The organism is Micromonospora taraxaci (assembly GCF_007830095.1).
Classification (GTDB): Bacteria; Actinomycetota; Actinomycetes; order Mycobacteriales; family Micromonosporaceae; genus Micromonospora; species Micromonospora taraxaci.
Genome location: NZ_VIWZ01000001.1, coordinates 4,827,104 through 4,853,272, shown reverse-complemented (window position 1 = coordinate 4,853,272; position 26,169 = coordinate 4,827,104). Strand labels below are relative to the sequence as shown.

At 67.3% G+C, this 26,169-nt stretch carries 22 protein-coding genes, 1 tRNA gene and 2 pseudogenes; 15 read left to right on the top strand and 10 right to left on the bottom strand.

All coding sequences use genetic code 11. The features are described from left to right. Positions 1-80: 80 nt before the first annotated feature. The 9 genes from ald (at position 81) to FHU34_RS21910 (ending at position 8,663) form a co-directional block, all read left to right on the top strand. The gene (gene ald / locus FHU34_RS21950) at positions 81-1,196 is read left to right on the top strand and encodes an alanine dehydrogenase (RefSeq protein WP_145783517.1); all 1,116 of its coding nucleotides are present in this window, start codon (positions 81-83) and stop codon (positions 1,194-1,196) included. Between the two features lie 38 nt (positions 1,197-1,234). Further along, the gene (locus FHU34_RS21945) at positions 1,235-2,200 is read left to right on the top strand and encodes a site-specific tyrosine recombinase XerD (protein ID WP_145783514.1); all 966 of its coding nucleotides are present in this window, start codon (positions 1,235-1,237) and stop codon (positions 2,198-2,200) included. A 180-nt stretch (positions 2,201-2,380) separates the two neighbouring features. After that, entirely contained in the window at positions 2,381-3,304 is a 924-nt protein-coding gene (locus FHU34_RS21940) for a ParA family protein (protein ID WP_088990243.1), read from the top strand. Positions 3,305-3,345: 41 nt separating this feature from the next. Next, complete coding sequence (locus tag FHU34_RS21935; protein ID WP_244311790.1) at positions 3,346-4,380, top strand: segregation and condensation protein A; 1,035 nt, start codon at positions 3,346-3,348, stop codon at positions 4,378-4,380. After that, complete coding sequence (gene scpB, locus FHU34_RS21930) at positions 4,373-5,335, top strand: SMC-Scp complex subunit ScpB (protein ID WP_145783510.1); 963 nt, start codon at positions 4,373-4,375, stop codon at positions 5,333-5,335. Before FHU34_RS21935 ends, scpB begins: the two co-directional genes overlap by 8 nt. Then, positions 5,322-6,092 carry a pseudouridine synthase gene (locus tag FHU34_RS21925; RefSeq protein WP_145783508.1) on the top strand — a complete coding sequence of 257 codons (771 nt, stop codon included), beginning with the start codon at positions 5,322-5,324 and terminating at the stop codon, positions 6,090-6,092. The genes scpB and FHU34_RS21925 overlap by 14 nt, the downstream gene beginning before the upstream one ends. Positions 6,093-6,289: 197 nt before the next feature. Then, positions 6,290-6,970 (top strand): (d)CMP kinase, encoded by a 681-nt coding sequence (cmk, locus tag FHU34_RS21920; RefSeq protein ID WP_145783506.1) that lies wholly within the window; start codon positions 6,290-6,292, stop codon positions 6,968-6,970. After that, entirely contained in the window at positions 6,967-8,370 is a 1,404-nt protein-coding gene (gene der / locus FHU34_RS21915; RefSeq protein WP_145783504.1) for a ribosome biogenesis GTPase Der, read from the top strand. The genes cmk and der overlap by 4 nt, the downstream gene beginning before the upstream one ends. Positions 8,371-8,589: 219 nt before the next feature. After that, positions 8,590-8,663, top strand: a tRNA-Pro gene (locus FHU34_RS21910). A gap of 112 nt (positions 8,664-8,775) precedes the next feature. Here FHU34_RS21910 and FHU34_RS21905 read toward each other — a convergent pair. Both FHU34_RS21905 and FHU34_RS21900 read right to left on the bottom strand, forming a co-directional pair. Continuing rightward, a pseudogene (locus tag FHU34_RS21905) lies at positions 8,776-9,985 on the bottom strand (tyrosine-type recombinase/integrase). A 3-nt stretch (positions 9,986-9,988) separates the two neighbouring features. Further along, positions 9,989-10,198 (bottom strand): helix-turn-helix transcriptional regulator, encoded by a 210-nt coding sequence (locus FHU34_RS21900; protein WP_145783502.1) that lies wholly within the window; start codon positions 10,196-10,198, stop codon positions 9,989-9,991. 916 nt (positions 10,199-11,114) lie between these two features. Here FHU34_RS21900 and FHU34_RS21895 point away from each other — a divergent pair. Both FHU34_RS21895 and FHU34_RS21890 read left to right on the top strand, forming a co-directional pair. Then, positions 11,115-12,282, top strand: a pseudogene (locus FHU34_RS21895) (IS3 family transposase). After that, positions 12,279-12,488 carry a hypothetical protein gene (locus tag FHU34_RS21890; RefSeq protein ID WP_145783500.1) on the top strand — a complete coding sequence of 70 codons (210 nt, stop codon included), beginning with the start codon at positions 12,279-12,281 and terminating at the stop codon, positions 12,486-12,488. The pseudogene FHU34_RS21895 and the gene FHU34_RS21890 overlap by 4 nt, the downstream one beginning before the upstream one ends. Here the strand turns inward: FHU34_RS21890 and FHU34_RS33865 are convergent. The 3 genes from FHU34_RS33865 to FHU34_RS33860 form a co-directional block, all read right to left on the bottom strand. Then, positions 12,483-12,944: a hypothetical protein gene (locus FHU34_RS33865; protein WP_244311789.1), complete on the bottom strand. Its 462-nt coding sequence runs from the start codon at positions 12,942-12,944 to the stop codon at positions 12,483-12,485. The two genes, FHU34_RS21890 and FHU34_RS33865, sit on opposite strands and share 6 nt — an antisense overlap. A gap of 69 nt (positions 12,945-13,013) precedes the next feature. Then, a complete protein-coding gene (locus tag FHU34_RS21880) occupies positions 13,014-13,979 on the bottom strand; it encodes a hypothetical protein (RefSeq protein ID WP_167524877.1) in 966 nt (321 codons plus the stop codon). A 157-nt stretch (positions 13,980-14,136) separates the two neighbouring features. Then, entirely contained in the window at positions 14,137-15,381 is a 1,245-nt protein-coding gene (locus FHU34_RS33860; protein ID WP_244311788.1) for a DUF4913 domain-containing protein, read from the bottom strand. 1,652 nt (positions 15,382-17,033) lie between these two features. Here FHU34_RS33860 and FHU34_RS21855 point away from each other — a divergent pair. From FHU34_RS21855 to FHU34_RS21845, 3 genes are read left to right on the top strand one after another with little or no spacing between them, the layout of a single operon-like run. After that, entirely contained in the window at positions 17,034-18,923 is a 1,890-nt protein-coding gene (locus tag FHU34_RS21855) for a KedN5 family methylcobalamin-dependent radical SAM C-methyltransferase (RefSeq protein WP_145783494.1), read from the top strand. Then, complete coding sequence (locus FHU34_RS21850) at positions 18,911-19,645, top strand: hypothetical protein (protein WP_145783492.1); 735 nt, start codon at positions 18,911-18,913, stop codon at positions 19,643-19,645. The genes FHU34_RS21855 and FHU34_RS21850 overlap by 13 nt, the downstream gene beginning before the upstream one ends. Beyond that, positions 19,642-20,313, top strand: coding sequence for a methyltransferase family protein (locus tag FHU34_RS21845; protein ID WP_145783487.1), 672 nt, complete (start codon positions 19,642-19,644; stop codon positions 20,311-20,313). Before FHU34_RS21850 ends, FHU34_RS21845 begins: the two co-directional genes overlap by 4 nt. Here the strand turns inward: FHU34_RS21845 and FHU34_RS21840 are convergent. Next, positions 20,294-21,010, bottom strand: coding sequence for a glycosyltransferase family 2 protein (locus FHU34_RS21840; protein WP_167524876.1), 717 nt, complete (start codon positions 21,008-21,010; stop codon positions 20,294-20,296). The genes FHU34_RS21845 and FHU34_RS21840 overlap by 20 nt on opposite strands. 126 nt (positions 21,011-21,136) lie before the next feature. Between FHU34_RS21840 and FHU34_RS21835 the strand changes: the two genes are divergently transcribed. Beyond that, positions 21,137-22,165: a dienelactone hydrolase family protein gene (locus FHU34_RS21835; RefSeq protein ID WP_167524875.1), complete on the top strand. Its 1,029-nt coding sequence runs from the start codon at positions 21,137-21,139 to the stop codon at positions 22,163-22,165. A gap of 368 nt (positions 22,166-22,533) precedes the next feature. On the opposite strand, the gene FHU34_RS21830 is transcribed toward FHU34_RS21835, so the two are convergent. From FHU34_RS21830 to FHU34_RS21815, 4 genes are all read right to left on the bottom strand, one after another. Continuing rightward, positions 22,534-23,199 carry a hypothetical protein gene (locus tag FHU34_RS21830; protein WP_244311787.1) on the bottom strand — a complete coding sequence of 222 codons (666 nt, stop codon included), beginning with the start codon at positions 23,197-23,199 and terminating at the stop codon, positions 22,534-22,536. Between the two features lie 129 nt (positions 23,200-23,328). Beyond that, entirely contained in the window at positions 23,329-23,817 is a 489-nt protein-coding gene (locus FHU34_RS21825; protein WP_145783471.1) for a hypothetical protein, read from the bottom strand. Between the two features lie 285 nt (positions 23,818-24,102). After that, positions 24,103-25,194, bottom strand: coding sequence for a type III PLP-dependent enzyme domain-containing protein (locus FHU34_RS21820; protein WP_145783465.1), 1,092 nt, complete (start codon positions 25,192-25,194; stop codon positions 24,103-24,105). Positions 25,195-25,420: 226 nt separating this feature from the next. Next, on the bottom strand, positions 25,421-25,969 hold the full coding sequence (locus FHU34_RS21815; protein WP_145783459.1) for a hypothetical protein: 549 nt from the start codon (positions 25,967-25,969) through the stop codon (positions 25,421-25,423). Positions 25,970-26,169: the final 200 nt, after the last annotated feature.

Genomic DNA, 26,169 nt, shown 5'->3' with positions numbered 1-26,169 from the left:
CGGTGGACCGCGGTGGCAAAGGGGCCATTGCGGCACCGAGCAATCGGGGGAGAGCAGCCCCGAAGAGAGGTGTCTGCATCGTGAAGGTCGGAATCCCACGCGAGGTCAAGAACCACGAGTACCGCGTGGCGATCACGCCAGCGGGCGTCAACGAGTTCACCCGCAGCGGCCACCAGGTCTTCGTCGAGTCCGGCGCCGGTGAGGGCTCCAGCATCACCGACGAGGAGTTCGCCGCCGCGGGCGCGAAGATCCTGGACACCGCCGACGAGGTGTGGCAGACCGCCGAGCTGGTCCTCAAGGTCAAGGAGCCGGTCGCCGAGGAGTACCACCGCATGCGCGAGGGGCAGGTGCTTTTCACCTACCTGCACCTGGCCGCCTCCAAGGAGTGCACCGACGCGCTCGTCGACCGCAAGGTCACCGGCATCGCGTACGAGACGGTGGAGCTGCCCGACCGGTCGTTGCCGCTGCTCGCCCCGATGTCCGAGGTCGCCGGCCGGCTCGCCCCGCAGGTCGGCGCGTTCTACATGATGCGCACCGGCGGCGGTCGGGGTGTGCTGCCCGGCGGTGTCTCCGGCGTGTACGCGGCCAAGACCGTCGTCATCGGCGCGGGCGTCTCCGGCCTGAACGCCGCCGCCATCGCGTTGGGCCTGCAGTCCGAGGTGCTGCTGCTGGACAAGAACGTCGCCCGGCTGCGTTCGGCCGACGCCATCTACCGGGGTCACCTGCAGACCATCGCCTCCAACGCCTACGAGGTCGAGCGGGCGGTGCTCGACGCCGACCTGGTCATCGGCGCGGTGCTGGTGCCCGGCGCGAAGGCCCCGAAGCTCATCAGCAACGAGCTGGTCTCCCGGATGAAGCCGGGCAGCGTGCTCGTCGACATCGCCATCGACCAGGGTGGTTGCTTCGAGGACTCGCGTCCCACCACGCACGCTGACCCGGTCTACAAGGTGCACGAGTCGATCTTCTACTGCGTGGCGAACATGCCCGGCGCGGTGCCGAACACCAGCACCTACGCGCTGACCAACGTCACCCTCCCGTACGCCCTGGAGCTGGCCAACCAGGGGTGGCGGCAGGCGCTGCGCAACGACCCGGCGCTGGCGCTGGGCCTGAACACCCACGACGGTCGGGTCACCTACGGTCCGGTCGCCGAGTCGCACGGCATGGACGTGCTCCCGCTGGCCGACGTGCTGGCCTGAACGGCGGCACGCTGACCGGCAACGCGGATTCCGCCGGCGTGGGCGCCCAGCCCACGCCGGCGCTGCGTCGTGCCGTGCGCGGCTACCTCGACCACCTCACCGTCGAACGTGGCCTCTCCGCGAACACGCTCACCTCGTACCGCCGGGATCTGGACCGCTACCTCGCGACCCTGGCCGACGCCGGCGTCGCCGACCTCGCGTCGGTCGACGCCGGCCTGGTCGAGTCGCACCTGGCGCGGCTGCGCGCCGGCGACGACGTCCACCCGCCGCTGGCGGTCTCGTCGGCCGCCCGCGCGGCCAGCGCGGTCCGCGGCCTGCACCGCTTCGCCATGCGCGAAGGGCTGGCCGGCGCCGACCCCAGCCGCGACGTCCGCCCGCCCACCCCGCCCCGCCGGCTGCCCCGGGCCCTGCCGGTCGACGACGTGGTCCGGCTGCTGGACCTCGCCGGCCCCACCACCGCAACCGGTGAGGACGCCCCCCGCGCGCTGCGGGACAGGGCGCTGCTGGAGTTCCTGTACGGCACCGGCGCGCGGATCTCCGAGGCGGTCGGCGCCGCCGTGGACGACCTCGACACCGACGAGGGCACCGTGCTGCTGCGTGGCAAGGGCGGCCGGGTGCGGTTGGTGCCGATCGGCGGGTACGCCGTCGACGCGGTCCGCGCCTACCTGGTCCGGGCCCGCCCCCTGCTGGCCACCGCCGGCCGGGGCACCCCGGCGGTCTTCCTCAACGCCCGCGGCGGCGCGCTGTCCCGCCAGGGCGCGTGGGGCATCCTGCGGCAGGCCGCCGACCGGGCCGGGCTGCCCGTCGACGGGCCCGCCGCCGTGTCCCCGCACACCCTGCGGCACTCGTACGCCACCCACCTGCTCGACGGCGGCGCCGACGTCCGGGTGGTCCAGGAGTTGCTCGGCCACGCGTCGGTGACCACCACCCAGGTCTACACGTTGGTCACCGTGGAGCGGCTGCGCGAGGTGTACGCCACCGCCCACCCGCGCGCCCGGGGCTGAACCCGGTAGCGGTCGGTGCCGACACGCCGGGCCGGTGCCGAACCCCCTGCTGGTCGGTGGCGTACAGTCGGCATCGGCGCGGACCTCCTGGGGCGACACGACCGGGGTGCGCAGCGGCGCCGCGAAGGACGTCGGACGGCTCCGACGCCGGGTGGGTCGTCGGGAGGGGGCAACGAGCACATGGCTGGCAATGGTGACCGTGCCGAGACCTGGACGTCGGAGCTCCGCGAGCAGCAGGCCACGCTCGGCGCGGATCTGGGTCCTGCGGATCCGGCTGCCTACACGATGCGCAAGCCCATCCCCGAGCCGATGCCCACCGACCGGCACGGCCCCGCGCGCATCATCGCGATGGCCAACCAGAAGGGTGGCGTCGGCAAGACCACCACCACGATCAACCTGGGCGCGGCCCTCGCGGAGTACGGGCGCAAGGTGCTGCTCGTCGACTTCGACCCGCAGGGCGCCCTCTCGGTGGGGTTGGGTGTCAACCCGCACAACCTCGACCTGTCCGTCTACAACCTGCTCATGCAGGACGACGTGACCGCCGAGGACGTTCTGATCAAGACCGACGTGGCGGGCCTGCACCTGCTGCCGGCCAACATCGACCTCTCCGCCGCCGAGATCCAGCTCGTCAACGAGGTGGCCCGGGAGATGGCCCTGGCCCGGGTCCTGCGCTCGGTGCGCAAGGAGTACGACTACATCCTGATCGACTGCCAGCCGTCACTCGGCCTGCTGGCGATCAACGCGTTGACCGTCGCGCACGGGGTGCTCATCCCCCTCGAGTGCGAGTTCTTTAGCCTGCGCGGTGTGGCGCTGCTGCTCGACACCATCGACAAGGTGCGCGAGCGGCTCAACTTCGACCTGGAGTTGGAAGGCATCCTCGCCACCATGTACGACAGCCGCACCACGCACTGCCGTCAGGTGCTGCAGCGGGTGGTCGAGGCGTTCGGCGACAAGGTCTACCAGACGGTCATCACCAAGACGGTGAAGTTCCCGGAGTCCACCGTGGCCGGTGCCCCCATCACGACGATGGACCCGGCGTCCTCCGGAGCACGCAACTACCGTCAGCTGGCCCGCGAGGTGATCGCCGCCCAGTCGGAGCGGTAGCCGGAACGCCCGGTGCCGCTCTCGTGGACTACGGTCGTCCGGTGACCGCGCCACCCCTTGACCCGCCCGAGGCCGCCGCTGCGGCCGTGGTCGACGGTGTGCCGCCCGCCGACCCCGCCGCCACCGGGTTCACGGTGCGGCTGGCCAACTTCACCGGCCCGTTCGACCTGCTGCTGCAACTGATCGGCAAGCACAAGCTCGACGTCACCGAGGTGGCCCTGCACACCGTCACCGACGAGTTCATCGCCTACATCCGGGCCATGGGTGACGACTGGGACCTGGACGAGGCCAGCGAGTTCCTCCTCATCGCCGCGACCCTGCTCGACCTGAAGGCGGCACGGCTGCTGCCCTCCGCCGAGGTGGAGGACGAGGCGGACCTCGCGCTGCTGGAGGCCCGGGACCTGCTCTTCGCCCGCCTGTTGCAGTACAAGGCGTACAAGGAGGCCGCCGCGCACATCGCCGAGCTGGAGGCCGTCGGCGGCCGCCGGTACCCGCGAGCGGTCAGTCTGGAACCCCGCTACGCGGAGGCGCTGCCCGACCTGGTGCTCGGCATCGGCCCACAGCGGCTGCTGAAACTGGCAGTGAAGGCGATGACCCCGAAACCGGTGCCCGAGGTGTCCATCGCCCACGTGCACATGGTCCGGGTCAGTGTCCGCGAACACGCGGCGATCCTCACCGCCCGGCTGCGCCGGGCCGGCACTGCCACGTTCTCGCTGCTCTGCGCCGACTGCGAGGCCACCCTGGAGGTGGTGGCGCGGTTCCTGGCGCTGCTGGAGCTGTACCGGGAGGGCCTGGTGTCCTTCGTCCAAGAGCAGGCCCTGGAGGAGTTGACAGTGCGCTGGACCGGCCCGGCCGACGGGGACACCGAGCTGCACGTCGACGAGTACGCCGGCACCCCGGCCGACCCGGAGTCGCCGGTGCTGGGGTCGGAGGGCCGCCACCCGGTGGCTTCGGAGGTGCCCGATGCGGTGAGGTCGGAGCCGACCGACCCGGTGAGGTCGGAGTCGCCCGACCCGGTGGGGGAGGCCGGCGGGCCGGACGGGACGGGAACCACGGAGGATGAGCGGGATGAGTGACGAGCAACGCCGGGACTCGCTGGCCGACCAGGCCGCCGCGTGGGTCCCCCCGTGGGAACGCCCCCGGCAGCCCGCGCCCTCGGCAAGCGCCTCCGAGGCCCCTGACCCTGAGCCCACCGTCTCCGAGGTTGCCGACCCGGAGGCCGCCGTCCCCGAGGTCGCCGGCCCTGCGGCCCCTGACCGTGCGGCCACCGAGCCCGAGGCCGCCGCAGCCCCGACGCCCGCGCCGGTCGCCCCGGCACCCGATGTGACCGACATCGCCGCCGAGCCGGCCACGCCGCCCGGGTCGGGCCAGGTCGCCCCGGATCCGGTCGCGCCACGGGAGATGGGCGGGGCTCGGGACGTACCCCCTCGGCAGGCGTCCGGGCGACGGAGGGCGACGGCCGTGCCGGAGCCCGCGCCGGAGCTGTCCGACGCCGAGCTGCGCGGCGCCCTGGAGGCCATCCTGCTGGTCGTCGACGAGCCGGTCAGCGAGCTGGTGCTGGCCCAGGTGCTGGAGCAGCCAGCCGAGCGGGTCGGCCCGATGCTCGATGACATCGCCGCCGGTTACACCGCCGCCGGGCACGGGTTCGAGTTGCGTCGGGCGGCCGGCGGGTGGCGGCTGTACACCCGGCCGGAATACGCTACGTACGTCGAGCGGTTCGTTCTGGACGGGCAGTCCGTACGGCTGACCCAGGCGGCGTTGGAGACGCTCGCCGTGGTCGCCTACAAGCAGCCGGTGACCCGTTCGCGAATCTCAGCCATCCGGGGTGTGAACTGCGACGGGGTCATCCGTACGCTGGTCACTCGCGGCCTCGTCGAGGAGTGCGGCACCGAAACGGACAGTGGGGCGTTCCTGTACAAGACCACCACGCTGTTCCTGGAGAAGCTCGGGCTGAACACCGTTCACGAGCTGCCGCCCCTCGCACCCTTCCTGCCCGACGACGTAGAAGAGCTTGCTGATGCGACCCGATAACCGTTCCCCCAAACCCGACGCTCCCGTCTTCGAGGGGGCGGAGCGCCTGCAGAAGGTGCTCGCCGCCGCCGGCGTGGGTTCCCGGCGCGCCTGCGAGGATCTGATCTTCCGCCGCCGGGTGACCGTGGACGGGCGGGTCGCCAAGCTCGGCGACAAGGTCGACCCGGCCACCGCCGTGATCCACGTGGACGGCGAGCGCCTCCAGGTCGACATCCGCCTGGTCTACGTGGCGATGAACAAGCCGCGTGGGGTGGTCACCTCCATGGCGGACGACAAGGGACGCAACGAGCTGGCCGAGTTCATCGGCAACCGGGTGGAGCAGCGGGTCTACCACGTGGGGCGGCTCGACGCGGACAGTGAGGGCCTGCTGCTGCTCACCAACGACGGCACCCTCGCGCACAAGCTCATGCATCCCTCGTACGAGGTGCTGAAGACCTACCTCGCCGAGGTGGTCGGGCCGATCCCGCGCAACCTGAGCAAGCGGCTGTTGGCCGGCGTCGAGCTGGAGGACGGGCCGGTCAAGGTCGACTCGTTCAAGGTGGTGGACACTCTGGGTAAATCCGCCCAGGTGGAGCTGAGCCTGCACGAAGGGCGCAAGCACATCGTCCGACGGCTGATGGAGGAGGTCGGACACCCGGTCACCCGGCTGGTGCGTACCTCGATCGGTCCGATCCGGCTCGGCGAACTGCGCACCGGGCGGATCCGGAGGCTGACCAACGCCGAGGTCGCCGCCCTGTTCAACGCGGTGGGTGACTGACCCCCGGTTCCGGGGTACGGCTGCCGGTAGGCTCCACCGATGGCCGGACGACGGCCGCTGGAGGTGGCGTGGGTCGCCTCCGGTGGCGTCGCGTGCGGGTCCGTCAGAGGACCCGGGCATGATTGATGACGATTGACAAACCGCTTGCGGCGCCGAATCACCGGGCGATCCGTGAGGTACGGGCTGAGGAGGACACGGTGGAGGAAAACGTACGGGCCGGGCGATGTGTGGTCGCTGTGGACGGGCCGTCCGGTTCGGGTAAGTCCACCGTGTCGCGGCGGCTCGCCGCCAGCATCGGTGCGCGCTACCTGGACACCGGGGCGATGTACCGGGCGATCACGTGGGCCGTGCTGCGCTCCGGCGTGGACCTCACCGACGCCGCGTCGGTGGCCAAGGTCGCCGGCGAGGTCAAGCTGCGCATCGGCACCCACCCGCAGGGGTACGCCGTGACCGTCGACGGTGTGGGCGTCGACGCCGACATCCGTGGCGCGGAGGTGACCGGGGCGGTCTCCGCCGTCGCCGCCGTGCCGGCCGTCCGTGAGCTGCTGGTCTCCCGGCAGCGCGAGATGATCGCCGATGCTGGTCGGATGGTGGTCGAGGGCCGCGACATCGGCTCGGTCGTAGCGCCGGACGCCGACCTGAAGGTCTTCCTGACCGCCTCCGAGGCGGCCCGCGCCGCCCGGCGTAGCGCCGAGGACGCCGCCGACGTGGCGGCCACCGCCGCCGACCTGGCGCGACGGGACCGGCTCGACTCGACCCGCAAGGTCAACCCGTTGGCGCAGGCACCCGACGCCGTGGTGCTCGACACCACCGAGTTGGGCATCGACGAGGTCGTGGCACGACTGCGTGACCTGCTCACCGAGCGGGGTGTGGCATGACCGATCCAGGTGGATGGGTAGAACTGCGGGAACCGGACGTCGCCGTCGAGGAACCGAGCGGCCCGCAGCCGGTGGTGGCCGTGGTCGGTCGCCCCAACGTGGGTAAGTCCACTCTGGTCAACCGGATCATCGGCCGCCGGCAGGCGGTCGTCGAGGACGTCCCGGGCGTGACCCGGGACCGGGTGCCGTACGACGCGCAGTGGAACGGCCGGGCGTTCACAGTGGTGGACACCGGCGGTTGGGAGCCCGACGCGAAGGACCGCGCCGCGGCTATCGCCGCGCAGGCCGAGACGGCGGTCGTCACCGCCGACGTGGTCCTCTTCGTGGTCGACGCGATGGTGGGCTCCACCGACGTGGACGAGGCCGCGGTGAAGATGCTGCGCCGCAGCGCCAAGCCGGTGATCCTGGTGGCGAACAAGGCCGACAACAACTCCATCGAGATGGAGGCCACCTCGCTGTGGTCCCTCGGTCTCGGTGAGCCGTTCCCGGTGTCCGCGCTGCACGGACGCGGCTCCGGCGACTTGCTGGACGCCATCCTCGCCGCGCTGCCGGAAGCGCCGACAATCGTGGAAAACCGTCCGCGCGGGCCGCGCCGGGTGGCGCTGGTCGGCCGGCCGAACGTGGGCAAGTCGAGCCTGCTCAACCGGTTCTCCGGTGAGGAGCGGGCGGTCGTCGACTCGGTCGCCGGCACCACTGTGGACCCGGTGGACAGCCTTGTCGATATCGGCGGCCAGACCTGGCAACTGGTCGACACGGCCGGCCTGCGCAAGCGGGTCGGCAAGGCCAGCGGCACCGAGTACTACGCCAGCCTCCGTACCGCCGGCGCGATCGAGGCCGCCGAGGTGGCCGTCGTGCTCCTGGACGCCAGCGAGCCGATCAGCGAGCAGGACCAGCGGATCCTGACGATGGTCACCGAGGCCGGCCGCGCGCTGGTCATCGCGTTCAACAAGTGGGACCTGGTCGACGCCGACCGCCGGTACTACCTGGACAAGGAAATCGACCGGGAGCTGCGCCGCATCCCTTGGGCGATCCGCCTGAACCTGTCCGCGATGACGGGCCGTGCGGTGGACAAGCTGGCCCCGGCCCTGAACAAGGCCCTGGCGAGCTGGGAAACCCGGGTGCCGACCGCGCACCTCAACCAGTGGTTGACCGCGCTGGTGCAGGCCACCCCGCACCCCGTGCGTGGTGGACGGGCGCCGCGGATCCTGTTCGCGACGCAGGCCGGTGTGGCGCCGCCGCGGTTCGTGCTCTTCACCACCGGTCCGCTGGACGCCGGCTACCAGCGCTTCGTCGAGCGCAAGCTTCGCGAGGAATTCGGGTACGAGGGCAGCCCGATCGAGATCTCGGTTCGCCCGAGGAAGAAGCTCGGCCCCGGCGGTCGAGGCAAGGCGCACGGCTGACGCGTCTGCCGTTCTGCTCGAAGAATGCCGGATGGGGGATGCCCCATCCGGCTTCTTTCTACCCCACCCTCCTAGGACGCTTTAGGGGGTGTGGGGTGGTCCGGTCGTCGCGGTGTACGGCGGTTCGGTCGCTTCGTGTCGCGGGTGGGGCCTGTGCGAAAGGGCCGTGACTGCTGCGCTAAGCTGTACCGGCTGTCGCAGTGGGAAACCACGCGAGGGCGGGACGTGGCGCAGCTTGGTAGCGCACTTGACTGGGGGTCAAGGGGTCGTCGGTTCGAATCCGGCCGTCCCGACAGGCAGAAAGCCCTGACCAGCGGAAACGCTGGTCAGGGCTTTAAGTTTGTCTATGGGGTTTTGAACCGCCCCCCGAAAACCCCCTTTTACCGGGGTCGGCAACCAGATTTGTCATCCATGGGCATCGTTGGGCGCTGCGGGTGCGGGGCTGTGTCGCTTGCCGTGATCGGTGCCGAGTCGCTCGAGGATGTCCGAGACGTCCGGGGCTTGGGCGGGCTTGGCGATGTAGTGCGTGGCGGTGACCTCCTCGCTGGAGTGGCCGAGCTGCGCTGCGGCGCTTTTCGTGTCGGTCTCTTCCTTGATGAGGGTGGCGACGGTCTTGCGGAAGGTGTGGGGAGTGACCCAGGCGAGGTCGGTGTCAGCGCGAGCCTCACGCCACTGACGGCGGACGTTGTTGGGTGACAGCCAGGTGCCGCGTCGGGAGGCGAAGATTGCGTCGTGGGGGTTGTCGGCGGCGACGAGCTTGCGGGCCATGATCATGCCGACGGCGAACCGGGGGAGGACGACCATTCGCCAGCCGGCGTCGCTCTTGGTCCAGGGTTGGCGGAAGAAGCCCTGGCCCTTCACGAAGACGAGCGTGCCGCAGATCGTCAGGGTGGGGCGTTCGGCGGCGAGATCGAGGTCTTCCCATCGCAGGGCGAGGATCTCGCCGATGCGGGCGCCGGTAGCGAGCATCAGGTCGACGACGTCCGCCAGGTCGCCGCTGTGGCGTGGTCCGGGCTTTCCGGGGACGGGTCGCTGCCAGTCGCGGATAGCCGTCCGGACGGCCTGGAGATTCTCGTCAGTGAGGGCGACGACAGCGCGGCGGGGTTTGCGGAGCCGGCCGGTGTCGCGTACCGGGTTGGTGGGGATCGCGAACGGCCAGTGCGAACATCTGGCTTAGGACGACCTTCGCGCCTTTGGCTGCCGAGGGACGGTCTTTGGCAGTGTCGCGCAGGAACCGATCCAGGCGCCCGACGCTTGCTTCTCTGATTCGGAGGTTGCCCAGGGCGGGCAGGATCGCGTTGCGCGTGCTGGTCTCGTATCGCTGGATGGTCTGTGGTGCGATCCGTTCCTCGGTGGTGATCTCTTCGATCCACAGGTCGGCGAGTGTGCTGACGCGGGTCTCCCGGGTGATCTCGTCGTCGTTGGGGGTGGTGCGGTCACGGAGCTTGACCTTGAGCGCCCGTGCGGCGGCCGGGCCGGTGGTGCCGGTGGCCTCGATGTCGCGGGTCTTGCCGTCGTAGTCGCGAAACCGCGCTCGAGCGCGGAACCGGTTGGCTCCGAGTTTCTGGGTGCGGATGTTGCCCCAGGTGCCGATGGGCAGTTCGGGTCGGGCCATGGGTCATCGCTCCGCGTCGGTGTGGTCGTCGAGCCAGCGTTCGACTTCGCTGCGCCGGTAGCGCAGGGTGTTGCCGACGCGGATGGCGCGGGGTCCCTTGCCGCGGCTGTGCCAGGCGTAGAGGGTGTTCTTGGGCTTGCCCAGCCAGGCGGCGACGTCGTCGATGGTCAGGAGAGGGTCTGGCCGCCATTCCGAGGCGGCGGGAGCGTTCATCGCCAGCCCAGCGTGTTGGTGCAGTCGGGCAGTCGGTGACCCGTGACGCGGCCGGCAGGTTGCCGGCCACCTGGCGGGGCGGTATCGGAGGCGGTGTGGGGGTGGGGCGGGCATGGCTGATATGTCCTTTCAGGATCCCGCACTGATCGGTGGCGGGGGTCGCTGTGGCTGCTGTGCAGGGTCGCGGAATTCATCGACCGTGAATGTTCATCCACCCGTCTTGTTCTTAGGACGTCAAGCCTCTCGTTGATTGCAGTAATGACGAGGTGCTGCGGGCGTTGCGGCTTGTCTGGGCGAAAATAATCGTCTTGAATTGCGGGGCTCGACATCGGTGTCTTGCGCGTTCCTGCCGACTCTTGGCCGAGAAGCGGTGCGGCATTGCGGATTGACACGCGAGGCTGAGGTGCGTAGAAGTTTGACGAGCAAGCGGTAGGACGCATCCGCGTGGCCCACTCGACATGGGTGAGGGATCGGAAGTCTTGGAGGGTTCGCATGTTGTGGCCTTTCGGTGAGGTGTGGTGACCGCGTTCGCCCAGGTAGTAGTGCTTAGCAGCGACGTTTCGTACGTCTGCCAGGAAGGCCGAGTTGTCGGAGGACTTTGAGATCAGCAGGCTGACCGGGTTCTGGTCCTGTGTGCTTGAAGGGCCGGCTGGCTCGAAATTCCGCGGCATCAGCCGCTCGGTGCGTTCGGTTCGGGCTCGTCCAGCGATCACGCTGGCCGAGCCTGATACCAGAATTCCGCTGGCTTGGATTTGACGAAAAGGTGAGTGCCGGTTGAGCATTTCACTCAACCGGCACTCATCCTTGAACTATGAATTGCTTCCTGTGACCGTGGCCGCTTCGCCTGCGGTTCTGCTGCACCGATAGGTGACATCTGAGATGGCTTGCCCTGACGGCAGGCTGGAAGGATGTTGCTGTGCCCAAGCCCTACCCCCGAGAGTTCCGCGACGATGTCGTGCGGGTGGCCCGTGACCGGGAGCCAGGCGTGACGGTCGAGCAGATCGCTAAGGACTTCGGGGTCCACCCGATGACGCTGTTCAAGTGGCTTCGCCAGGCCGACATCGACGCCGGAGTCACGCCCGGGACGGCCAGTACCGAGTCAGCCGAGCTGCGGGAGGCTCGGAAGCGGATCAGGTTGTTGGAGCAAGAAAACGAGGTCCTGCGTCGGGCCGCCGCCTACTTGTCGCAGGCGCATCTGCCGGGAAAAGGCTCTACCCGCTCGTGAGCGAGCTGGCCGCCGACGGGATCCCCGTGGCGGTGACGTGCCGGGTGTTGAAGATCGCTCGTCAGCCTTTCTACCGGTGGCTGGCCCGACCCGTCACCAGCGCCGAGGAGGTGGTGGCGTACCGGGCCAACGCGTTGTTCGACGCCCACCGCGACGATCCGGAGTTCGGCTACCGGTTCCTGGTCGACGAGGCCCGCGACGCCGGGCAGCCGATGGCCGACCGCACCGCGTGGCGGATCTGCTCCGGCAACGGCTGGTGGAGCGCGTTCGGCAAGCGCAAGCGTCGCGGCAAGGGCGGTAAGCCAGGTCCACCCGTGCACGACGACCTGGTCCAGCGGGACTTCACCGCCGACGGCCCGAACCGGCTGTGGCTGGCCGACATCACCGAACACCACACCGCCGAGGGCAAGCTCTACCTGTGCGCGATCAAGGACGTCTGGTCCCACCGCATCGTCGGCTACTGCATCGACTCGCGGATGAAGTCCCGCCTGGCCGTCGCCGCACTGGACAACGCCGCCGCCAGACGCGGTGACCTGGCCGGTTGCATCCTGCACACCGACCGCGGATCCCAATTCCGGTCCAGGAAATTCGTCCGAGCCCTGAACCGCCACCGGATGGCCGGATCGATGGGCAGAGTCGGGCCGCCGGCGACAACGCCGCCATGGAATCCTTCTTCGGACTGCTGCAGAACAACGTCCTCAACCGGCGATCCTGGACCAGCCGTGAGCAACTCCGGATCGCGATCGTGACCTGGATCGAACGGACCTACCACCGCCGCAGACGCCAGCGTTCGCTGTCCCGGTTGACCCCCGTGGAATTCGAGACCATCATGCACCGACCGGCCAGACAGGCCGCGTGACTACACCTGTCACCTGCCGGTGCAGCAGACCCCTGGACCTGACGATCTGCCGGCTCGATGGTTGCGACCACCTGCCGAGCTTCGACGAGCGCGAAGACATCGCGAGCATCAGCAGTCAGTACAGCACGACGTTGGTCACCTGGCTCGAAAGCCAGCTGAGCATCGGCGCGGCCGACAGGCGGGGTTGTCGCGATGAAAAGTCATGACCTTGGGCTGGGGTAGCGGCTCCAGGTGCCGCCGGCATTGGTGACTTGGCGGGTCGCGGTGGTGGGGTGGAAGCCGAGGGCATCGGCGACGACCGGGGCGGGTGCTTGCAGGACGAGTTGGCGTAGCGCGGCGACGCGGGCTTCCTTGATCGGGAACTCGAGCGTGCGGAGCCGGTTGTGCAGGGTGGTGTAGGCGACGGGCTGTCCGGCGAGCCGGCTGGGGAACAGCAGAGCCGGCGGCGGGCCGGCCGCGTCGACGAGCTGCCGCAGCAGCGTGGCGAACGGTTCCGGGACGGGTGCGGCACTTCCACACGCGCCCCATCCAGCGGCAACCGGCCGGGCACTCGCCGTGTATGGGCAGCGGGGCGGGGTGGCCGGCGGGGCAGGCAGACGGGGCCCACTCCTGCCAGACCCGTCCGCCGCCGCGCGTGCGTACCCACCGTCCCGCCACCACATTGTCAGGGTACGAGGCAGTCGCCGCGTCGATTGCGAGCCAGTGGGCTGTGACCCACTTCGATGCAGTCCCTAGTCGGGACGCCCCTTGCCGCGATACACCTCTCCGTTCGTGACCTCGAAATACAGCCGAGAGAACGGATTGCGCCACGACGGCACTTCCTCCGGTTTGCGACGCCAGTAGTCGGCAGTCGCGGCCCGGGCCCAGAACCAGGTGGTGACGAGTACCAGCCAGCCGGTCTCCAGGAGCGCCCGCGGTCGATCGGCCGGATCCATCACCCACAAACCCAGGCCGAAAATGGTGGGTAGGGCCACAGTGGCGCCCCAGGCGACCCAGAACGATCGAAGGATCGCCCCGATGATCAGCGGGAAGAAGAAAATCATGACGAGTTCGCCGAGCAGAACCGGCTGAGGGACCGTGGTCTGCATGGCGCCCGACCTCACCGACCTGATCGGCACCAACGGGATGTTGTTGAAGGTGAAGTAGAGGACCACCACGGAGATGAGCACCTTGACTTGGAGGAGTCGTCGGCGCTGACGGGTACTCGGCGGCATCGGGCCGGTCTCGGGAGGCAGCCGAAGCAGGTCCAGCACGCGGCCCAACCGGCCCGGATGCACGCGCGGTGGTGGCATCGGGCCGACCAGGCCGAGGCGTCGGGCCCGGAGCACGTCGACCGACTGGAGGGTCAGCAGGAAGAGCTGGGCGTAGACGAACACCATGACGGTGATGACCGTGCTGACGATGAGCGATCGCGACGGGTTGGAGGGGGCAGCTGTCGCGCCCACTACCAGCGGGGTGACGCCGCACGGCCAGACCGGCCACGGAACCCGGTCAAGACCCCACACCGCCACCGTGCCCAGTAGGAGCAACGGCAGGATGCCGATGAACATGAAGTGCTGGACGAAGTCGCCGTAGTTCTCGTAGACCAGAACAAAGTAGGTGATGACGACGAGCGCCCAGCCGCCCGCTCCGGCTACGGTGAACTGCAGGGGCCAGCGGTGCCGGAGCCGGTCCATGGCCCGCTCCAGGGCATCCATCGCCGTATTCACCGCACCAGCAAAGCAGACCCGAGCGACTGCCGAGGCTCAATTTTCATCCACAATGGATGTCGATCAATGATTGTCGCTGATGTTCATCGGCAAGACCCGCCTGCCGGCGGCTCCGCTGTGCAGCAGATGCGGCGATGCTGCGGAATCAGATGCTGTCGACGTCGGGGAACTGCGCAAGCACCTCTGGCAGAGCCGGCTCGACAGGCAGCGGCCGGGACTCGGTGTGTTTGTCAGGACCGCACCGGCTGAATGGCCCGTACTCGGCGGCGAGCGCGGCGAGGTGTGGGTCGAGGTGGTCGCGCCACCAGATGCTCATGCCGGTCTGGGGATCGCTGACTCGCAGCGTCTCCCAGGCCCGCCAGAGTGCGTACAGGCGGGAGATCGCCTCGGGGTGCGCCCACCACCGCGGGCACCAGTTGATCCCGCTGGTCGGCCCGGAGGCGAGGCACCGCTCGACGACGTGGGCGGGGTAGTCCCCGACGAACGCCTCCACGTTGCGATAGACCGGCTCCGCGCCGGCCGGCTCGGCCGCCGAGGGCTCGGCGGCCGGCGGGGTTGCGCCCGGGTCGCCGGCGAGCTGGCCGAGTAGCGCGCTGAGGTCGGCGACGGCGTCGGCGGCCGGCCCGGCGGTTGGCGTGGTCATTAGGCTGGCTCCGGTGGGACGCCGGGGGTGAGGGTTCAGTCGGTGCGGCCGGTGGGGTCCCAGTGCGCGATCGACGCGCGGAGCGCCGCCGCGTAGGGCCCGTCCTGCCAGGGGGCGGTGCGGGCGAGCGCGGGCGGGGCACCCGAGGCGTAGACAGCCATGGGGCAGGGCGTGCAGGTCGGAGACGTCGAGGATGCGCTGGCGGCGGGTGGTGTGCGAGACCGACCGCTGGCCCCACCCGGATCCGCTGCTAATGGCCGAGCGGGTGGCGACGTCGTGCTCGCCGATCAGCTTCGACAGCTCTTCCAGCCAGTCCGGGTCGCCGACGCCGCCGCCGTACGTCCGCACGTTCGCCGCCGACCAGAGCTTGCGCATGCCCTCGCGTCCCCACACGTCGACGCCCTTTGGGTAGGACTGAAAGATGGTGATGATCGGCAGGCAGTGCGAGCCGTAGTACGAGTACAGGTTGGGCAGTTGCCGCAGGCGGTAGATGTTCGTGGCCTCGTCGAGGATGCTCAGCAGCGGCGGGTCTAGGCGGCGTCTGGCTGGGGCGCGGGCGCGCAGCTCGCCGGCGCGCAGGACCGCGTCGGTGAGAGCTGCGATCAGCGGGGCGGGGGAGCCGGGCCCGCCCTGGGACAGCAGATACAGCAAGTCGGTGGAGACCACGAACGCGGCCGGTTCGAACTCGAGGACCCCGCGGGTCGGTGGGGTCGACCAGACGGTGACGGCGGGCTCGCTGAGGCACATGGGTGTCTTTTGGCCGTCGGGGTAGATGCCGCCACGGGTTTTGTCGCAACTGTTGACCACGCCGGAGACCGCGTGCGAGCAAGGCCAAAAAACCTCGCCATCGTGCTCACGCGGGGCAGTGCGGTGACAGCCCTCAGTTCATCCGGTCCTGACGCCATCCGTCCCTCCCCGGCTGGGCGCCGGCTGTCCGAGAACCCGACCGCACCGAGTCCTGGCCGACAAGGCGTACACGCAAGACCGACCGGGCCTACCTGCGCGGACACGGGAAGCCTTCCGAGGGCGAACACCATAGTGACCCTTACGGACGCTGCAGAGCATGCAACCATTGCCTTGCCTTGTGAACTCACGCGGTCGCAAACCAAACTCATCGCAGTCTGCCGTGTTCGGCCAAGACTGTATCAGCGTGGGTTACGAGGACCTCCCGGGTGATGCGGAACCTTCGACAAGCTCCACCTCAGCCAGAGGCCCTCACCCACTTCAAGATCCACGCCCTGTCACCACCGTCCGCGGAAAGAAAATCTAGCACGGTCCTGCCTGTTCGGCTCTGTGCCCGCTGCCGATCAGCCACGGGATGCGGCGAGGGCCGGACTTTCCGGCCCCGGCCCTCGCCGCGCATCAGATCGATCAGTGGATGCCGATGGCGGGCACGCCGGACTGGAGGAGCGATGATGACCGCGGGGAATCGTCACCGTTGCGGCGGCAGTTCGAATCCGCCCAGGTGAATCTGTTGAGAAAGCCGCAGACTGGAGAGCCGGCTTTAGCGACAGCGGGTCCGACCTGATCGCGCTTCTCGACCTCGTCGCGAGGCGATGTCGGATATCCGGCTGCCTTCGAGCAAAGCGATATTGCCGGTGACAAGAGGCATGCGGACCGAGGTGTGTGGGGCCACAGTGGATCAGCTCGGCGACCGGTTCGACATCCAGGACTCGACCGGTTCCGGCCCCCCGTCGACTGCCAGCGAGGCGAGCAGGAACTCATACTTCCCGTTCGTGTCGAGGTCGAGCAGCTCGATTCGGTGCTCGACGCAACGATAACTTTGGTCTATCTACCAAGGGGAAGGCCGTCGTGTCGAGCGGTACGGAAAGGGGCGGGCCGTCGGCCGGGCCGCCTACGCACGGGCACCATGATCTTCACTCACAAACCTCCCAATTGCCGGCTTCACCGATGGCTGACCCAGGAGGTTTGGGGCAATCGAGGCGAACAGGTCACCGAACGGCTAAGTCGGTGTGGGCCTCGCTCACATCGAACGCACGGAACAGATTCATGAGGAACTGATGGGCCAGGCCGCGCGCCTGTCGCCGGGCGCGGGGGCGGGCAGGTCAGACAGCAGGGTGGACAGTCAGCCCGCTATCGTCTTCGGGCGCCATGACAGCCGAAGCGCAAGGCGAGGACGAGTTCAGTGATGATGGCAGCCCAGACTTAGCTACTTAGGACGATGAAGGCTTCGACACCTTGATGATCAATCGAAGCGGTCATGCCCGCTTCGCCGCTTACAAATCCGACGGTTCCTAGCGGAATGCCTCATCCCGGGCCGGTGCACGACTTTGCCCGGGCCCTGCCCGGCCGCCGGGCTTCAAGATCGACTATTTCGACGCTATCACCTTCCGATTTTTGTCCGTAGACTGCGCTCGGGCGAACGGAAGTGGGGTCGCATGCAAACACTGGATCCGGACACCGAGGTCACCTTCTCCTCACGGATCAGCGTCGCGGTCGTGCAGCAGAGCGTTTGGGCAGTGGATTTCGAGTCCATGCCTCTGGCAGCTGGTTATCTCGTCTCCGCGCTCCGGGCAGATTCCGCGATGAATAGTTACGTCGATGCAGTCATTCACAATTTCACAGGGGTCGCCACGGCTCGCGACATCGCGCTCAAGATATTGAGCGAAGGTCCCCCCGATATCCTCGCGTTCTCCGTCTTAGGCTGGAACTATCGGACCTTCGCAAGCGTTTCCGAGACCTTGAAGCAAGTAAGTCCCCTTTCGTGGGTGGTCTTCGGTGGAAACCATGTGTCGAACCAAGGAGAACGTGTTCTCTCCACGATCCCTTCGGTCGATGTCGTTGTCAACGGAGAAGGTGAATCGACGTTCTGCGACCTGGTGAGAGCGCGGCTCTCCGGTCGCACCACGGATGGTCTGGCCGGCATCGCCGGTATCAGCTTCCGACGCAGCGGTTCGGTCGTCACCACCCCACCCAGAGAACGCCTGACGGAATTGGACGAAATACCCTCGCCTATCCTCTCAGGTGCGGTCGCAATGACCAACGATTCCGGCCGTTTCCGCTACGACGTCGCGATCATGGAGACCAATCGCGGATGCCCGTACAAGTGCTCCTTCTGCTACTGGGGCGGTGCGGTGGGGCAGCGTATCCGCTCTTTTTCGCGACCGCGCTTGCGGGCCGAGCTCGAGCTGATAGGCCAGCACCAGGTGGAAACGGTCGTGCTGTGTGATGCCAACTTCGGCATGCTGCCCGGGGACAAGGACTTCATCGAGGACTTCGTCGAGGTCAAGGAAAACTACGGATACCCCAAATCCCTTGAGGCCAGCTGGGCGAAGAACAAGTCACGCATTTTCCGTCAGATCGTTGAGATCATGAGTCGAGAGCGAGTCAGTAGCTCGTTCACAATCGCTTTGCAGACACTGAACGTCAATGCACTGCGTCAAATGAACCGTCATAACATGCAACTCAATCAATGGGAGGAGCTGGTCGACTGGCTTCGCTCTCAAGGGCTTGACTGCTATGCCGAACTCATTTGCGGCGCCCCTGGCGAGACGTTAGATACGTTTACGCAGGGATACGATCACCTGGCCCGTAAGGTCCAGCGCATCGCGGTCTACCCCCTGATGCTCCTTCCGAACACCACCTACCACGAGAAGCGGAGCGAGTACGGCTTCATAACCTCCCGGGGCGCCGACGACGACTTCGAGTACGTGTTGGCTCATCACACCGCTGGCTTCGACGAGCTCCGGCGGATGGGACAATTCGTATTCTGGGCTCGGCTGATCGCGGAAAGCTCGGTCTTCCGCTATCTCTGGAAGCCCCTGAGGCTCCTCGATGTCCGGCAGTCCGTTGTGTTGTCCGACCTGGCCAGATGGTGCGAAGGTGATGATCTGCCGATTAGCATGGTTTTGGCCAGGCTCGCCCGAAAGCCGCAGACCGCCGTTGAACTGTCCGAAGCGCTGACCGTCTTCTTCCGCGACGAGCAGGGAAAGGAAATGCTGCATCGCTGGTGGTGTGAATCCATGCAGTCCAAGATTCCCTCAATCTTTCATCGTTTTTTGGACGACGTTATCCGCTTGGACCTTCTAACCCTTCCTCGCCTCGGGTTCACCGACGAGTCCGGGCATCGGGTCGAACAGGCGACGTTCTCCTACCCGCTGGCCGATCTTCTGCTTCAAGACGCAGTCAACCTCGAGGTTCCGCCCGTTCCGAGGATCACGATAGTGTCCATTCATTTCCGGGAAGGACTGGATCAGTACCTGTTCAATCACGAAGAGGCAGTACGGTTCTTCGGTAAGCCGACAGAGGATTTCGGGTGCGCGACCTAACAATTAACATCATCGCCGGTCTTCTGCTGTCCACCGCCGGCGCTTTGGCCGCCCGAGGTTTCGAGGCTCGGCGTCGCCGCCGCCGGTACGGTCACCTGCACCTGCTGACGGCTGGGGTTCGCCGCATACAGATCGTCGTACCGAGCTTGAACGTCGACGACTTCCTGCCTCAAGGTTCCAGCATCCGAGCCATGGTGCCCCCGAACGTGCGGGTCATGCCAATGGCAGAAGGCGGTGCGATCGCTCAACTGGTCATGACGCTCAGCAGCGTACGGAACTGCACGGTGCAACTGGTTCCCCAGGAGTCCTTCCAGGACGACGCGGACCTGACCATCTCCGTTGGCGGTCCGAGTTTGAACCGAGTCTCCGGGGACCTCTTAGGTCGATGTTTTCCGTCGTTCAAGCTCAAGTATCCGGAACACGTCGCCATGTACGGATCAACGACGTTTGCTCCTGCCAAAGGCGATGACGGCGCACTCGTCGAGGACTACGGATTCATTGCCTCGACCACTGGGACGAACGGCCGAAAGTCGCTGGTGCTGTGCGGCGTCTGGGCGCTCGGCACACAGATCGCCACCACGGTTCTTCTCTCCCTTCCCCAGCATTCCGAAGCCCGCCGTGCCCTACAGGAGGGCAGGAACTTCTTCGCGGTCGCGCATGCCACGATCAAGGGACTCTCACAGGAGGATGCTCAGGTGGTCGAAGTGCGGCGAGTGCCATGACCGGCGTGCTGAACACCGACCGGTCGACGGTGCCGGTGATCGTCACCCTCGTCGTGATCTACTCGGCAGCTGCCATCGCAGAATGGCGGCTGATTCTCCGGCTGGCGAAGTACAACGGATCCGGCGATCGCAGCACGTCCCGCGCCCTGACGGACCTCGTTTTCGTCAGAGAGACCAGTCGGGACCGACTGAGCGACGACGGCGGGACTCGCGCCATTCTGGTCGCCGGTTCGCTCGGGAGTCTTCTTGCCGGCGTCGTCGCAGCGTTCGTGGTACCGGCCGCCGCGTTGACCTTCTGGCCCGGTTGGATATGGGGCGCCGCCGGACTTCTCATCTGTCTGGGAGGCGCAGCGCTCCGCATCCGCAGCGTCGCCGAGTTGGGCTCGTCGGCGCATCGGACGGTGGTCGCCGACGGGACGATGAACCTAGTGACGACCGGGCCCTACCTTCTCATCCGACACCCGGCGTACCTCGGCAGTCTCCTGCTCTATGCCGGAACCGGCATCGCGCTCGGAAACGGGATCAGCATTGTCTTGAGTATCGTCGGACCGATTGCTGCCAGACTGCCACGCATTCTCCGGGAGGAACGGCTTCTGGCGGAGCGGCTCGGTGATCGCTATCGGCAATACGCGGAAAGATCCAAACGTTTCATCCCGGGAATCTGGTAGAGTTTTTCTGGCCGGTCGCGAAGACAACGGCCAAGATCTCCGGCACTGCCCGCCGGATGTAGTACGAGGTCGACGACACGAGTCTGCTGGTCCCGAATCGCCGCCTACCGAAGGCGATCGGCACGAACGTAAGCCGGAACCCGGCCGCGGCAGCGCGGATCAACTGCTCCTGGGTGTAGGTGAAGGTGCCGGTGACCACAAAAGCACAGGCGACATCACGGCCGAAGACGCGAAACCCGCTCTGCGCGTCGCCGACCCGCACACCGGTGATCATTGAAATTACTCGTGAGGCGGCCAGGTTCTCGAGGTACCGGCGGCGGGTCATGCCAGCTGGTCGCCGCCAGAGCCGGTCGCCCACGACGAGGTCGGACCCGCTCTTGCGCGCCGCGACTAGCCGTGCCAGGTCGGTTGCGGCGTATTGGCCGTCACCGTCGACATGCACGATCTCGTCACATCCGAGGGCCAGCGCAGTCTCGACACCGAATCGGAAGGTGGCCCCGAGGCCACCAGGACTCGGCGTGCGGACGACCAGAGCTCCGGCTTTACGGGCCACCGCGCAGGTGTGGTCCGACGATTGATCATCGACAACCACGATCCTGGTGTCGCCATCCAGGTCAGCGGCCTCCCGGCGGAAGTCTCCCACGACGGCGGCGACGCTGCGTTCCTCGTCCTTTGCCGGGATGATGATTACTCGCACATCCACTCCGGTTGCCGTAGCGAACAAGTACGTCGACTCTATTCGATCTCGTGCCTTCTGGCCATCGTTCTACTACAGTAGAACGTGTGCGCCTTTTACCGTACGCTCGGCAGCTATAGTGATCTTGTGGAACGTGTGCCGCATTTGCTCGGCACCAACGGGGCCAGATCCGAACCGATCGACCCACGGGTTGAACGGACCTGGGTGCGCGATGGCATACGGGGGGAAGAAATTTCCTGGGATGTCGGCTTCGGCCCTCGGACTCTCGCCTGGTTGCTTCGCCCGGATCACGCTGCGACTGAGCTTCCCGGCGTATTGGCCTTGCACGATCACGGCGATATCAAGTATTACGGGAAAGAAAAGATCGCGGACGGTCCGGACGCGGCTCCCGCGAGCATATCCGCTTTCCGAGAGCGGTTCTATGGAGGCGTTCCGTTCGCCAATGAACTAGCCCGTGAGGGCTTCGCGGTTCTGGTTCCGGACGTATTCATGTGGGGCAGCCGAAAATTCGATGCCATGTCTGTCGCAAATGTTGGGTATCGTGCGGAGGCAGCCGCTCCCACCGACGCCGCAACTTACGATCGGGCGGCCAGATCCCATGAGGAACAGGTGGCCAAGTATTGCATGCTCCTCGGCATTAGCATTTCTGAGTTGGTCGCCCGAGAGGACCGCCTGGCCGCCCTCTACCTTGCCTCCCGGCCAGACGTGAAGTCCGATGGAATCGGTTGCATAGGGCTCTCCGCTGGTGGATTTCGTGCCGGCCTCCTTCTCGGCCGTTGCGAGGAGATTCGGGCGGCTGTGGTCGTCGGCATGATGAGCACCTTAGAGGCTCTTTTCGATGAACACATCAGCCGCCACTCCTGGCTAATCTGCCTTCCCGGCGCGTCCCTGGCGAACGACTGGCCCCGGATGGTGGGTGGCAGAGCTCCGGCACGCCTCCTAGTCCAGTACCTGCTGGACGACCACCTTTTCCCGGTTGCCGGCATGCGCGCGGCGAACGACCTTCTAACTGTCACGTACGCTGACTCGGGAGTGCCTTCGGCCTACGTCGCCGAGTTCTATCCCGGGCCACATCGATTCGACCTCGAGATGCAGCGGTCGGCCTTTCTCGCCCTGAACCGCTGGCTCCCTGCCAGCGACGCTAGGGACGAGTAGGCGCGCGTCCACGGGGCTTTGCGCTGGTAGTAGTCCTGGCCAAGGTCGGTCGTTCAATCTGGGCCATGGCCATCGCGCGCAGGGCGTAGTTGAGGCTGACGGTTACCGCCCTGTTGGATGCCGCTCACTCAGCCTCCTCGTGGCGCATTGCCCTGACGGCCACCATTCTCCCCTGGCCTGCTTGGTAGGCAAAACGCCAGGCGGAACCGTCGGCCTCTGCCAAGGCGTAGCCCATTGCTGGGCGTTGAGCTTCGAGGTGTGCGTGGCCAAGATCGTGACCTACTTAAGACCAGCGAGGGCTATGAGCGGCGTAGGTTCAGCCTTTCGCTAACCTCGAACTTCGATGGACCGCCGACCGGCCCGGAGCGTTACTCGATGGCCTTGAAGACCAGTTCCGGGGTCAGGAGCGCGTGGCGTACGGCTCCGGCGCGGGTAACCGGGTCGGCGAGCAGTCCCGTCACGAGGTCGGAGGGCGGCACTGGATGCGGCCGTCGCGCGTAGTAGGTCGAGCATGCAGCTGTGCGAACCTCGTTGACGGGGTCGGTGAGGAGGACCCGCCGGACCGCCTCGGGTGCCTGCGTCCACCACCGTGCGAGCGTGGCACGGACCTTCGGGTCAGGGTCCCTGGCGAGGCGGGCGAGCAGATCGGCCGGTACGTCGTCGTGTTCGGCGAGGTACTCCCGCACCCGTGTGTCCGGATCATCAATGAGTCGCTCGTACAGCTCGCGGGGTGCGTCATGGGCGTGAGCGGCCAGGGCAGCCCGGACGGCGTGGTCGGCGTGGGCGGCCAATCGCATCCGGACGGCGTTCGGCAATTGAGGATTGAGTGCGAGCGAGTGCAGCAGCCAGTGATGATCCGAGGCGAGGATCTCCTCGATCAGGTCCAGGGTCAGGTCGGGCCGTGTGGCGACGTGACCGAAGCCGCGTCGGTAGCGCACCAACCGGCGGACCAAGCCGGCCGGCAGCGCCGGGTTCTCGGCAAGGCCGTCCAGCACCTTCGACAGATGGACCGGCGTCGGAGCGTCATCAACCACCAGCCGCCCCTCCCCGAATCCGTTGCGCTCCAGGAGTCTCGCATGTTCATCGCAGGCGGTACCGCCCCGGTCTGATTGGCCAGCGCGGAAGTTGGGTAGACGCGGCCCGTACTCCATCGACTCGCCTGATCAATCCGCTATCCAGTGCCACAGCGGCTCTCCACCGTCCGCGGACAGCGTGATAAATGCGGCCAGCCGGTAGGAGAATGGGTGTGCCACAAAACCGCGTAGTTTCTCCAAGTCATGTTCGCGACCGCGCGCACCCTCCTTTTTGACCTCGACCACAAGCAGGTTGTGTTCAGCCGATGAGCCCGATCGGCGGTGAAGGATCAGGTCGGGATAGACGTCATTCTCGTCATGCCCATCGAGTCCGCGGAGCCGCTTCTTCAACCACTCGACATCCCCGGGATGCCATCTGTCGTACTCGACGTCCACCGACCACCCCGCCGAGTTCGCATCACACGCCCATGCCTCGACGCGGGTGGCCAGGCGCCGGGCGATGTGGAAGACGACCGACCGCTCGTGGGCCCGCTCCTGAAATAGCTGTCGTTCACCCCCGTAGGCGTCCTCAACAGCAGAGTGCAGCCAGGAACGCACGAGGGCCTCATCGGGTTGCATCCAACGCTCCCAGCTTGTCCTAGACGCGCGCATAGAGGTGATGTCGTAAGGGGTTAAGGATCTCGGGCCGGAGTGTACTGACGGAGGTTCAGTTCCGGCCGCACACAGCCGCCCCCGGGCCTGCCGTCGGCCTTCGTCCGGTGGGAGGGTGGCGGGACGCCGGGATTCGCCGAGTGCCAGGATGCGGCGTTCGCCCAGGGGGTGGCCGACGTCGAGGAACGGCGGCAGCCGAGCGTTCTATCGCTGCTCGCGCACCGGATCCGTGCGACCCCAGACTGCCGCTGTTCAGGTCAGCTGGCGGTCGATCTCGTGGTCGCGGCCGCTGCGCAGGGTGGCGGTGTACCGGTGGACCTCATTGATGACGAAGAACTCCCACTGGCGGCACTTCGGGCACAGTTCGGCGTTAGCGGTCGGCCACAGTTCAATCGCCGCTGCGTTGGAGGGGCCGTTGACGTAGACGCGGTGCGGGGTGACCGGGCCGGAGACCAGGCGATCGAATGGCTCCCAGTCGGGGTGGCTGCCGCGCAGCCGCCGGCCGATCAGGCGAAAGCCGGTGCCGGTGTACTCGCAGCGGTCGACCAGGTCGTACTGAAGTTGGGCGAGCCAGCTGGCGGACTCGAGGATGAGCTGGACGACCGGCTCGATCTGGGCGATTTCCTCCTCCAACTCGTGCGCCGGCTGGACGCTGAAGGAATGCCCCGAGTCGTTGCGGAGCTTGAGGGCCTGGGTGAGCAGGGTGTGGGTGCCGTTCTCGTCGAGGATGCTGTCAAGTTCGGGGAGCTCGGGCACCGAACCGGCCGCGCGCAAGTCCTTGATCATCCAGTTCCAGGTGCCCCAGGTGGCGCTGCGCTCGAACTTGCGGCGCAGCTCGGCCGACATCCGGTTGTCGTTGCGGCCGACCAGCACGGCAAGAGCAAGACCACCGATCGTACGGGCGACCGACTCGCCCAACTTGAGCAGCGCTTCCTTGCTCTGGGCGGGTGAGGTGGCGATCCGATAGTGGCGAGCCAGGGCGGCGATGGGGAACGGGTACGCGTACTCGGCGCGCCAGAACGGATCCTCCAGCGGTTGCAGCAGCTCCGTGGTGAGGGCCGCCTCGGCGAGCGAGACGCTGACCGCGCGCCGGGTCTTGGCCAGGTCTGCGCGGGTCCCCTCGAACACATTGGGCAGGATGCCGGCAGTGATCCGAGCGAGGTCAGCGCGGGACCGGCGGAGGTCCTCAAGGTGGTCGCTGAACGTCTCGTCGTTGAGGATCTCTGCTGGCACCGGCAGATCGGTGAGTGGGTGGAGGCGGTGGTCGTACCCGGCGTTGTGTGGGGCGTTGAGGAACTCGCACAGCGCGCGGCCGGTGCGGCGAAGCGGCCGGAGTACGGACATACGGGTGAAGGCCTCGCCGAACCCGGGTGGCAGCAGGTGCCAGTCGCCGGGGCTGCCGACGACGTCACCGGCGGCGCACGGGGTGAGCGCCGATTTGGTAGAAGCGTGTATGTGACCTTGGTGTGCTGCGCCGTGCTGCTCGCTCTGCCATCAGGCAGGAGACCGCCGCAACGAAGAGTCGATCCCGACGGGCTCTCCAGGGCGAGAGCCGACGCGTACCGCTCGCTCAGGCGTCCTGCTGCGTGCGGATGTCCAACTTTCCCGCCAGCCAGTCCGACTGGGGCACGGCCGATCCCCGGATGCCGAGACTCGCCCGGGCCGCCTGGTAGAAGCGATCGCGTGTCTCGTTGGCATGGCCGAGCCCAGCAGCCAGCTCGAACCCAGCGGAAGTCATGCCGCGGGCGTAACGGGCGATGTCCGTCACTGCGGCGCGCCACTCGCGGGCCGCAGTGATCGATGCGGCGTCGCCCAGGAGGAGGACACTCTCCCATGTCTTTGTGCGCCGGATATCGGCCTCTTCCATCCTGGCCAGGGCGTGTTCACGATCGACACCGTGACGAAGCGCGTTCAGGTTGGCGATCCGGAGCGCGTACGTGTGCACTTCCTTGACTGCGTTGGCGAACTCGACGTACGCCTGAAGCCGGCGCTCGTCCCACCGCGCCGCCTGCTGGCGCTGCCACCGCGAGCGGTCCGCGATCAAGGTGGCGAGGATGGTCCCGCCTGTTCCGACGAGGACGCCGAGCAAAGCCGGCAGTTGGTCCATCAACGCGCTCATGCCTTGATGGTGCACGGGCGCCACAACCGAGTCCGATGTGATGGCAATGGCCGGTCGCTGGAGCATCGACCCGAGCGCGATCGACGACGCCACCGTGACTGCAACCGGCATCTACGGGCAAGCGTCATCAGTCTTCGACACGTCCCGCAATGACAATCCGGCTTGAAGACCTCCGGTCCCCTTGCGCCCGCTCGTCGGCA

Bases quoted from the DNA above. Each gene is read 5' to 3' on its own strand.
- FHU34_RS21815 (WP_145783459.1), bottom strand. From the start codon at position 25,969: ATGAGCGCGTTGATGGACCAACTGCCGGCTTTGCTCGGCGTCCTCGTC.
- scpB (WP_145783510.1), top strand. From the start codon at position 4,373: ATGAGTGACGAGCAACGCCGGGACTCGCTGGCCGACCAGGCCGCCGCG.
- der (WP_145783504.1), top strand. From the start codon at position 6,967: ATGACCGATCCAGGTGGATGGGTAGAACTGCGGGAACCGGACGTCGCC.
- FHU34_RS21820 (WP_145783465.1), bottom strand. From the start codon at position 25,194: ATGTCCGTACTCCGGCCGCTTCGCCGCACCGGCCGCGCGCTGTGCGAG.
- FHU34_RS21855 (WP_145783494.1), top strand. From the start codon at position 17,034: ATGCAAACACTGGATCCGGACACCGAGGTCACCTTCTCCTCACGGATC.
- FHU34_RS21940 (WP_088990243.1), top strand. From the start codon at position 2,381: ATGGCTGGCAATGGTGACCGTGCCGAGACCTGGACGTCGGAGCTCCGC.
- FHU34_RS21845 (WP_145783487.1), top strand. From the start codon at position 19,642: ATGACCGGCGTGCTGAACACCGACCGGTCGACGGTGCCGGTGATCGTC.
- FHU34_RS21900 (WP_145783502.1), bottom strand. From the start codon at position 10,198: ATGAACGCTCCCGCCGCCTCGGAATGGCGGCCAGACCCTCTCCTGACC.
- FHU34_RS21880 (WP_167524877.1), bottom strand. From the start codon at position 13,979: ATGGATGCCCTGGAGCGGGCCATGGACCGGCTCCGGCACCGCTGGCCC.
- FHU34_RS33865 (WP_244311789.1), bottom strand. From the start codon at position 12,944: ATGTGGTGGCGGGACGGTGGGTACGCACGCGCGGCGGCGGACGGGTCT.
- FHU34_RS33860 (WP_244311788.1), bottom strand. From the start codon at position 15,381: ATGTGCCTCAGCGAGCCCGCCGTCACCGTCTGGTCGACCCCACCGACC.
- FHU34_RS21925 (WP_145783508.1), top strand. From the start codon at position 5,322: ATGCGACCCGATAACCGTTCCCCCAAACCCGACGCTCCCGTCTTCGAG.
- FHU34_RS21825 (WP_145783471.1), bottom strand. From the start codon at position 23,817: ATGCAACCCGATGAGGCCCTCGTGCGTTCCTGGCTGCACTCTGCTGTT.